The 1,072-nt window shown below is 64.8% G+C and carries 1 protein-coding gene; it reads right to left on the bottom strand.

Annotation, left to right across the window (positions count from 1 at the left end):
* Positions 1-1,072: outer membrane protein assembly factor BamA (gene bamA / locus G7A99_RS20690; protein WP_163143764.1), on the bottom strand; the 1,072-nt coding region annotated here is incomplete at both ends.

A 1,072-nucleotide genomic window follows, 5' to 3' on the forward strand; every position in this document is an offset into this window, starting at 1 on the left:
TTCCGGTCGATGCCGGAGGTCGTGTAGAAACGGTCGAGGTACGACAGGCGATAGACGGTGTTGGAGCTGTCGTTATTGGCATTGAACGCCAGCCGGTCGCCGGAACCGAAGACGTTGTCCTGCTGAACGCCGAAGTTCAGCAGCAGCCCCTGGGACGTGCCGTAGCCGATACCGGCCTTGATGCTGCCGGACAGGCGCTCCTTGACGGACACGTCGACATCCACCTGGTCGCGACTGCCGGACACCCGCGGCGTCTCGATCGAGACGTCGTCGAAGAAACCGAGGCGGTTGAGACGGTTGCGGGACTCGGAGACGTCCTCGGTGGACAGCCAGGCGCCCTCGTACTGACGCAGCTCACGGCGGATGACGTTGTCCCGGGTGGTCTCGTTGCCGCTGATGTTGATCTGGCGGACGTATACCCGCTCGGCCGGATCAACATAGATGGTGACATCCACCGTGCCCTCGTCCTCGTTGACCTCCGGCACCGGGTTGATGTTCGCGAAGGCGTAGCCGCGCTCACCGAGCTTGTCCCGCAGCGCCTCCGCGGTGGAGACGACCTGGGAACGGGAATAGAGCGCCCCGGGCTTGAGCTCGACAAGCTTGCGCAGCGTCTCCTCCGGGTAGATCAGGTCACCGGCGAGTTTCACCTCGCCGACGCGGAACTGCTCGCCCTCGTCGAGGTTGACCGTGACGTGGATGCGCCGCCGGTCCGGGCTGATGGAGACCTGGGTCGAGGTAATGGTGAAGTTCACGAATCCGCGATCCTGGTAGTAGGAGCGCAGACGCTCGAGGTCGCCGGCGAGACGCTGACGCGAGTACCGGTCGGCGTCCGAGAAGAAGCGGTACCACGGCACCGGCCCCATCTCGAAGGTATCGCGCAGGGTGTCGTCGTCGAAGGCGGAATTGCCGACGAACTGGATCTCCTGGACCGCCGCGGGTTCCCCCTCCTTCACGTCCAGGCGGACGCTAACGCGGTTGCGCGGCAGTGGCGAGACGGTGCTCTCGACCTCGACGTCGTAATAGCCGAGGGAGAAGTACTGCTGGCGCAGCTCGCGCTGCACCTGGGTGAGCA

This window comes from Arhodomonas sp. KWT (genome assembly GCF_010993615.1).